The sequence below is a fragment of the uncultured Campylobacter sp. genome, from assembly GCF_937890585.1.
Lineage (GTDB): Bacteria > Campylobacterota > Campylobacteria > Campylobacterales > Campylobacteraceae > Campylobacter_A.
In genome coordinates this window covers 1-7513 of sequence record NZ_CALACG010000211.1, presented here as the reverse complement: position 1 = coordinate 7513, position 7513 = coordinate 1, and the positions used below count along the sequence as shown (strand labels likewise).

Genomic DNA, 7513 nt, shown 5'->3' with positions numbered 1-7513 from the left:
ATAAACATCAAATTTCAATGGAAAACTAATATTTTTACTTAAACTTATTTTTATAAAATTATAGTCTTCGCTTGGTTAAATCTGCATTAATAATATTTTAGAGCGCTAAAATATAGAACAGTTTTATGAAGTTGAATTTAAAGAAAATGGCAATTAAGCTAAATAAAATGGAAAATAAAATATAATCCCAAATCTTTGGTCCCGTAGCTCAGTTGGTAGAGCACTACCTTGACATGGTAGTGGTCGATGGTTCGAGTCCATTCGGGGCCACCATTCCTACATCAAAATTTCCCAAAACGTAAAATCCAAAAAAATAAAATTTAAAAATATTTTTTGTAACTTTTGTCTTTTTAAATTTTAGACTAAATCCCTAAAATACGGCAAATTCTTGCTAAATTTAACTCTAAATTTTATGACATAGCGTATCTAAAATGTCACTATTGTACCAAAGTACAATAGCAATAAACTAAACTATTTACTTATAATTGACAGCATAAAAACCAAAAACATCAAAAGGAAATGTTATGAGTAAAGTTAAAGGACTAATCAAATCAATAATCGGCACGGATGCCATCGTCGCAGTTGATGCTAATGGAAATCAAAGAACTCTAAAAGCAGGCGACGTGATCTATGACAATGAGGTCATAAAAGAGCAAGACGGCGTAAAGGTTGAGGTGCAAGCTGCGCAAACTCAAAATGAAAAAGCTAGCGACGAGACTAGCAAAGAGATCGCCTCACTACAAGAGCAATTATTAAATGGTAAAAATATCTCTGATCTTGAAGAGACTGCAGCTGGCGGCACTCAATCAACAGGTGGAGTAAGCTCGAATGGCGTGAGCCTTGGTGCTGCTGGCTTTGCGCAAGGCGGTCACTACTCAAACGTAAATGCAAATTTTGGCGATCTAGCTTCTCAAGCAAGCGCTAGTGCAGAGGCTCTAACAAATGTAAATGGCGCTGCTAGCGAGGGCTTTAGCCTTGATACTCTTGCAGCAGCGATAGATAGCGCTTACAATAATATACTTCCAGAAACACTAGAAGTATCTCTCACATCAGTAGATGACCACACCGTAACTGGCAACACAGATCAAGCTGTAAGCAAAAACCTTGACATCAAGGGCAATATCCTTGAAAATGATAGTAGCGAAAGAACAGGCCTACATATCACAAACGACAACACCCCAACGCTTAGTGGCAAGGCAACTGCTAATGCGACTATTAGCGTCTTTGATGGCGAGGGCGAAGGCGCACCGCTACTTGGCACGACAACTGCTGATAACGACGGCAACTGGTCATACACGCCAAGCTCGCCTTTAGCTGATGGCGATCATAAATTTACTATCGAAGCTAGTAAAGTAGCCGCAAATGGTGAAGAGTTAAAGGCTACAAGCACACAAGAGATCACTGTTGATACAGACAATAGCACCTTGTCTATCACAAAAATATCTACTGATGACTTTTCAAACCTAAAACACTACAACACAATGTATGATAGCAATAAAGAATATGACTTCTCGCCGACTATCGAGGGCAAGGCAGAGGCTTTTGCTGATGTAAATATAGTTATCAAAACAGCTGATGTCTTTTACAGTGACGGCTCTGGTGAGTCTTGGCTTGGCAAAGCAAGTCAGGTAGTTGAAAAACTAAGCGTCAAGGCTGACGCTGAAGGCAACTGGAAAGTTGAGAGTGGTGTTTTAAACAATAGAGATTTTGAGTACACAGTCCAAGCTTCATCAGTAGACGAGGCTGGTAACAAATACTCTGAGCCACAAGCAACGACATTTTATATGCCACTTGAGCCTATAACTGTCGCTCCAACAGACCACCTGTAATATTAAATTTAATGTGGAGAGCCTTCTCTCCACGCACTTTTAAATTTACTTCAAATACTCTTTTACGTCGTACTCTTTGCCCTCATCGTGATCTTTTAAAAGCCTTGCTACAACTGGGCTTAGGAGGATAATGGCGATCAAATTTGGCACAACCATAAGGCCGTTAAACATATCAGCCAAGCTCCAGACGAAATTTACCTTTTGCAAGCTTCCCAAAAAGACAAAAACGACTACCAAAATTTGAAACACCCTGACTGCTTTTGCGCCAAAAAGGTAGCGCACGTTGATCTCAGCAAAGTAGTACCAGCCAAGTATGGTCGTAAATGCAAAGAAAAATAGGCAGATCGCCACGAAGCTATAACCGCCAGTTTTGCCAAAGATGTGCGATGAAAACGCCTCTTGCACCAAGGTGATGCCCGTAAAGACCGCCTTGCCGTTTTCAAAGCTGATAACATTTGCGGTAAGTACTACAAAAACGGTGATATTTAGCACGATAAATGTATCTACAAAGACGCTCATTATGCCAAGTACGGCTTGATCGACTGGGTGTTTGACGTTTGCAGCAGCGTGTGCGTGCGGAGTAGAGCCCATGCCAGCTTCGTTGCTAAAAAGTCCCCTTGCGATGCCGTATCTCATAGCAGCTGCGATGCTAGCGCCAGTTGCGCCGCCCCAGGCAGCCGAAGGATCAAATGCAGCTTTAAATATTAGCGAGATCGCCTCTGGAATTTGCTCGAAATTTAAAGCGATGATAGCTATGCCAACGATGATATAAAGCAGTGCCATTAAAGGCACGATCTTTTCAGCGACCCTTGCGATCGCTTTTACGCCGCCTATAAAGATGACTGCGCAGACGACGGCTAAAAACGCCCCTGTTAGACACTGTGGTATGCCAAAAGCACCACTAAAGCCGTCTGATATGGAGTTTGCTTGAACCATATTGCCGATAAAGCCAAGCGCGATGATGATAGCGATAGCGAAAAATCCAGCTAGAAATTTCGCCCATTTGCCCTTTAATCCGCGGCTTATGTAAAAGGCTGGACCGCCTATCGTGTGGCCGCTGTCATCTTTGGTGCGATAAATTTGAGCGAGGCAAATTTCAGCGAAATTTGTAGCCATGCCCAAAAAGGCTGCGCACCACATCCAAAAAATGGCTCCAGGACCGCCCATGATAAGAGCTGTCGTCGCACCCACGAGGTTTCCAGTGCCAACTTGCGCCGCGATCGCCGTTGCGACTGCTTGAAACGAGCTCATACCAGCCTTGCCAGCAGCCTCGCCGTGAAGTGAGAAATTTCCAAAAAGTTCGCCTAAACCCATCTTAAATTTAAAAATCTGAACAAAGCCAAGTCTAATGGTGAAAAATAGTCCAGTGCCGCAAAGTAGGGCGATAAGGAAGTATGGGCCCCAAAGAAATGAATTTATACTTTCAACGCAGTTATTTAAAATTTCAGCAAAATTTGTAGGCATTTTTTAACTTTCGTGATTGATTTGGATTTGAGAAGTATATTTGAAAAAATATAAAATTTAAATTAATAGCTAAAAAATCATGGCCGAGCTAAATTTTTACAAAAGCGCCCTGCAAAACCACGTTTGAATAGTAGTAAAAGCTGTAAAATAGCTTATCGTCATAGCTTAGCTCGTCTTGATCTACGATATCAAGATACTTTGGCTCTAGCATTTGTTCCATCTTTGCAAGCGGCTTTGCATGCTCCATCTGTTCTATTTTTTCGCAAATTTCAAACATAAATTTAAAAAAGACTTCAAGCTTACGTGAGATAAATTTAGCTGCTTCGCCTTTTTCGCCTAGCGTACTTTTGTAAATTCGCACCAAAAAAACGAGCGCAAATGGCGTTGCGTGCCAAAATGTCTCTTGATATTCACACTCACCAAAGATTTCATCAAGCAGCTCGCTAAGCTCTTTTTCATCAAATTTAGACTTTTTCACAGCCTTTGTAAGTGTGTTTAAAATTTGTGCAAAAAGCTCCGCCGTGCCGTAGCTACAGCTTAGCCTATCCCACGGCACGTCTTTTATCTTTAAATTTGTGATATATGTTAAATTTTGCTCGTTCATGCGCGTACCTTTTTAAACCAAAAGAGTAAAACCTAAATTTAGCCTTTTGATTTGATTTTCTCTAGCCACTCATTTAGCGTTTTTTCAAAGCCTATGCCCTTGCTTTTGTAAAAAACGAGCGGTTTTTCTAGGTATTTTTGCTCGACCCAGCCGCCAAAATCATGCGGATAAAGGTAGTCTTTGCTCTCTTTTGTGTGATTTTTTAGATATGGTGGGATCTTTAAAATTTCTTCGCTTTGCACGTATCTTAGGGCGGCATTTATCGCGTTGTAGCTGGAGTTTGACTTTGGTGAGCTAGCTAGATAGACGGCGCACTGAGCCAGTATGATCCTAGCCTCTGGAAAGCCTATCTCTTTTACGATGCTAAGCGTGCTTGCGGCTAAATTTAGCGCATTTGGGTTTGCGTTGCCGATGTCTTCGCTGGCAAATATCGCCATCCTTCTAGCGATGAAGTCCGCACTCTCGCCAGAGTCTATGAGCCTTGCGAGATAGTATATGACGGCGTTTTCGTCGCTTCCACGTAGGCTTTTTATAAAAGCGCTTGCTAGTTCGTAGTGCGTGTCATCCTCTTTTGCCCCCTCTTTTAGGGCGTTTTGGCGAAGTGTTTTTAAATTTTCTAAGCTGACATTTTCATCAAGCGTGACGGCAAATTCTAGTAAATTTAGCATAGCTCTTGCGTCGCCGCCGCTACTTTTAAAGAGATACTCCTTTGCCTCCTCGTCAATGCTAAATGAAATTTGCTCTCTTATCTTGCCAAGCAGCTCCTCAAAATCGCCACTGCTAAGCGGTCTAAACTCAAAGAGCATCGAGCGGCTTCTGATGCCTGAGCTTAGCGTGAAAAAGGGATTTTCAGTACTTGCACCGATGACTAGGGCTTTGTAGTTTTCCATGGGGATGAGTAGCGCTTCTTGTTGGGTTTTGCTAAGCCTGTGGATCTCGTCTATGAAAAAGAGCGGCTTATTTAGGGCGTTTTCGTAGTTTTTTAAAATTTTGCGAAAGTCATCTATCTTTAAATTTCCGCCGTCAAACTCGTAAAAGTCGTAGTTTGCCCCGCTTGCCACAGCCCTTGCAAAGCTCGTCTTGCCACAGCCTGCTGGACCATAAAATATGGAGTGCGGTATCTTGCTTGTGGCTATAAATTTTAAAAAGGCCGCTTTAACCGCCTTTTGACCGCAAATTTCATCCAAATTTTTTGGTCTAAACATCAGTGCAAGTGAGCTCAAATTTACCCCTTTACCGCTTTTGGTAAAATTTTGGCCTTTGCGCTAAGGCTCTCTATCTTTAGCTCGTAAATTTTCATGATCTTTAGCCCATACTCGGCCGCCACGTCAAAAGTGCTCATCGCGTAGGCGGTGTATTTAAGGCTTAGAATTTTTAAAATTTCATATCTTTTGGCTTCATCTGTCACTTCGTAGGCTCTTGTTTTTGCGATGGCGCTTTTGTATTCAGTCGTAAAGACCTTGCCTCCAAGCGCCTTGCCATCGTCTTTTATCATTTCTAGCTCGCTATCATTTAGGTGTGGGACTTTGTTGAAGCTCACGCAGACAAATTCCACTTTTCGCCCGTTTTGCAGGAGTTTTGCCTTGCTACCAGCGCTCGCTCCGTGGATAAAAATACTCTCACCAACTCTAACAGGCGAGATCGGTACGCTAAAAATTTCTCCCTCATCATCCACGCATGAGATCACGCCGTATTCGCAGTTATCGATGATCTCAAGCGCCTCTTCTTGGCTAAGCTCTCTATCTTTTCGCCTCATTTTTCATCCTTTTTTTGCAAAATATTTTAAAATTTAAGTGCTTAAAGGCTAGTATAACGCAAAAATTTCAAGGAAAAATATGAAAAAATTTGCCATTTTTGCCCTTTTGCTGGGCGTAAATTTATTTGGTGCAAGCGAGGTTTGCAAGGAGTATGTCAAACAAAGCAGGCTCTATCTTGACGAGCTTTACGCCAAAGAGAGCAAGAAGCTTGCGGGTGACGAGAAAGCGCTAAGGCTTTTTGAGCTTAAATTTGATGAGTTTAAGCAAAGACAAATCGGCCAAGAGGCGATGATAATGCAAAATAACGATGAGAAATTTTGCAAAAGCGAGCTAGAAAAGGTAAATAAGCTTCTTACTGAGCTTAAAAAGTAGCTCAGATTTGAGCGTTTAAGTCCCACTCTATGGGCGTTTTACCGTGGTTTGCTAGGTAGATATTTGCCTTTGAAAAGTGCTTGCAGCCAAAAAACGCTCCGCGCGCTAGCGGACTTGGGTGTGCTGCCTCAAGGATAAGGTGCTTGCTGGCGTTTATGAGCGGTGCTTTTGCCTTGGCTGGGTTGCCCCAGAGCATAAAAACTACGTTTTGTAAATTTTGGCTAATCTTTCTTATGACAGCGTCTGTAAAGCCCTGCCAGCCAAAGCTAGCGTGAGAATTTGCCATCCCAGCACTGACACTTAAAGTGGAGTTTAGTAGCAGCACGCCTTGCTTTGCCCACTTTGTAAGATCGCCGCTATTTGGCTCTTTTATGCCAAGATCGGCGTAAATTTCTTTATAGATATTAACAAGACTTGGCGGCACGCGCACACCGCTTGGCACTGAAAAGCTTAGCCCCATGGCTTGATTGGCGCCGTGATATGGGTCTTGGCCTAGTATGACGACCTTTACGGCGTGAAATGGCGTTAGGTTAAATGCGTTAAATATAAGCCCGCTTGGTGGATAGACGACGCCAGCGCTCTTTGCTTTTAAGAAATTCTCTTTGATGCGTGCGAAATTTTCACTCAAAAACTCATCTTTTAGCACCTCTTTCCAGCTTGGCTCGATCTTAATGTCATCTAAATTTATCTGCATTTTCCTGCCCTTTTTTGTTTTAGCGGTATAATTTTAACTAAATTTATCCAAAGGAAAGAGCTGTGTCAGAGCAAATTTTTAATAAAATCCACGATCTACTTAGCAAAAATGGGGCTAAATTTAGAGTGATAGAGCATGAGAGTGCTAGGACTTCAGAGGAGGTTGCGAAGATAAGGGGCACAAAGATGAGTCAGGGCGCAAAGGCGCTGGTCTGCTCTATAAAAGGCGTAGATGAAGAGAAATTTAGGCAAATTTTTAAAGATGAAAATGTGCTAGATGGCTACTTGCTAGATGACGAAAAGCCAGCGATGAAGGCTGGTAAAATTTACTTGCTCGCTGTCTTGCCAGCTGACGAGCAGGCTGATCTTGACGCGCTTACGCAAAAATTTGATGGTAAAAGAGCGAGCCTTGCTAGTCCAGAGGAGGTTACAGCGCTTGCTGATTGCGTTTTTGGCTCGGTTCCACCATTTAGTTTTCATAAAAATTTGCACCTTGTTGTGGATGAGAGTTTGCTAGAGCGAAACGAGGAGATCGCCTTTAATGCAGGACTTCTTGATAGATCGCTCATCTTAAACGCAAAAGACTATGCCAAAATAGTAAGACCAACTCTTGTAAAATTTGTGAAAGAAAAGTGCTAGGCTAACCACTTCCTAGCACTAAATTTGTCGGGAGAAAAATGAATTTAAGTAATGCAAAGACGAGAAATTGCTAAATTCATTTCAAGAGCAAATATTATCAGGGATAATCTTAAAGTATAATAAAGTATATTGATAAAATATGCATATTTTAGGGA

Annotated in this window: 8 protein-coding genes and 1 tRNA gene; 4 read left to right on the top strand and 5 right to left on the bottom strand. The window is 41.9% G+C overall.

The genetic code is table 11. The features are described 5' to 3' along the window. The first annotated feature begins 197 nt into the window (after window positions 1-197). Together Q0296_RS06230 and Q0296_RS06225 are read left to right on the top strand one after the other, a co-directional pair. Window positions 198-273, top strand: a tRNA-Val gene (locus Q0296_RS06230). Between the two features lie 251 nt (window positions 274-524). Continuing rightward, window positions 525-1829, top strand: coding sequence for an Ig-like domain-containing protein (locus Q0296_RS06225; RefSeq protein WP_298038133.1), 1305 nt, complete (start codon window positions 525-527; stop codon window positions 1827-1829). A gap of 45 nt (window positions 1830-1874) precedes the next feature. Here the strand turns inward: Q0296_RS06225 and Q0296_RS06220 are convergent, their stop codons facing one another. The 4 genes from Q0296_RS06220 to Q0296_RS06205 all read right to left on the bottom strand — a co-directional run bounded on the left by Q0296_RS06220 (window position 1875) and on the right by Q0296_RS06205 (window position 5653). After that, window positions 1875-3293: a sodium:alanine symporter family protein gene (locus Q0296_RS06220; protein WP_298038130.1), complete on the bottom strand. Its 1419-nt coding sequence runs from the start codon at window positions 3291-3293 to the stop codon at window positions 1875-1877. 88 nt (window positions 3294-3381) lie between these two features. Beyond that, the gene (locus tag Q0296_RS06215) at window positions 3382-3897 is read right to left on the bottom strand and encodes a hypothetical protein (RefSeq protein ID WP_298038127.1); all 516 of its coding nucleotides are present in this window, start codon (window positions 3895-3897) and stop codon (window positions 3382-3384) included. Between the two features lie 38 nt (window positions 3898-3935). Beyond that, window positions 3936-5102 (bottom strand): replication-associated recombination protein A, encoded by a 1167-nt coding sequence (locus tag Q0296_RS06210; RefSeq protein ID WP_298038136.1) that lies wholly within the window; start codon window positions 5100-5102, stop codon window positions 3936-3938. A gap of 20 nt (window positions 5103-5122) precedes the next feature. Then, window positions 5123-5653 carry a pyridoxamine 5'-phosphate oxidase family protein gene (locus Q0296_RS06205; RefSeq protein WP_298038124.1) on the bottom strand — a complete coding sequence of 177 codons (531 nt, stop codon included), beginning with the start codon at window positions 5651-5653 and terminating at the stop codon, window positions 5123-5125. A 79-nt stretch (window positions 5654-5732) separates the two neighbouring features. Between Q0296_RS06205 and Q0296_RS06200 the strand changes: the two genes are divergently transcribed. Further along, entirely contained in the window at window positions 5733-6026 is a 294-nt protein-coding gene (locus Q0296_RS06200; protein ID WP_021087000.1) for a hypothetical protein, read from the top strand. Window position 6027: 1 nt separating this feature from the next. On the opposite strand, the gene ung is transcribed toward Q0296_RS06200, so the two are convergent. Further along, window positions 6028-6720: a uracil-DNA glycosylase gene (gene ung, locus Q0296_RS06195; protein WP_298038118.1), complete on the bottom strand. Its 693-nt coding sequence runs from the start codon at window positions 6718-6720 to the stop codon at window positions 6028-6030. A gap of 62 nt (window positions 6721-6782) precedes the next feature. On the opposite strand from ung, the gene Q0296_RS06190 reads away from it, so the two are divergent. Beyond that, on the top strand, window positions 6783-7358 hold the full coding sequence (locus tag Q0296_RS06190) for a YbaK/EbsC family protein (protein WP_107943967.1): 576 nt from the start codon (window positions 6783-6785) through the stop codon (window positions 7356-7358). The last annotated feature ends 155 nt before the right edge of the window (window positions 7359-7513 follow it).

Excerpts from the sequence above, each read along its gene's own strand:
- Q0296_RS06220 (WP_298038130.1), bottom strand. The coding sequence starts at position 3,293 with ATGCCTACAAATTTTGCTGAAATTTTAAATAACTGCGTTGAAAGTATA.
- Q0296_RS06210 (WP_298038136.1), bottom strand. The coding sequence starts at position 5,102 with ATGTTTAGACCAAAAAATTTGGATGAAATTTGCGGTCAAAAGGCGGTT.
- Q0296_RS06205 (WP_298038124.1), bottom strand. The coding sequence starts at position 5,653 with ATGAGGCGAAAAGATAGAGAGCTTAGCCAAGAAGAGGCGCTTGAGATC.
- Q0296_RS06200 (WP_021087000.1), top strand. The coding sequence starts at position 5,733 with ATGAAAAAATTTGCCATTTTTGCCCTTTTGCTGGGCGTAAATTTATTT.
- Q0296_RS06225 (WP_298038133.1), top strand. The coding sequence starts at position 525 with ATGAGTAAAGTTAAAGGACTAATCAAATCAATAATCGGCACGGATGCC.
- Q0296_RS06215 (WP_298038127.1), bottom strand. The coding sequence starts at position 3,897 with ATGAACGAGCAAAATTTAACATATATCACAAATTTAAAGATAAAAGAC.
- ung (WP_298038118.1), bottom strand. The coding sequence starts at position 6,720 with ATGCAGATAAATTTAGATGACATTAAGATCGAGCCAAGCTGGAAAGAG.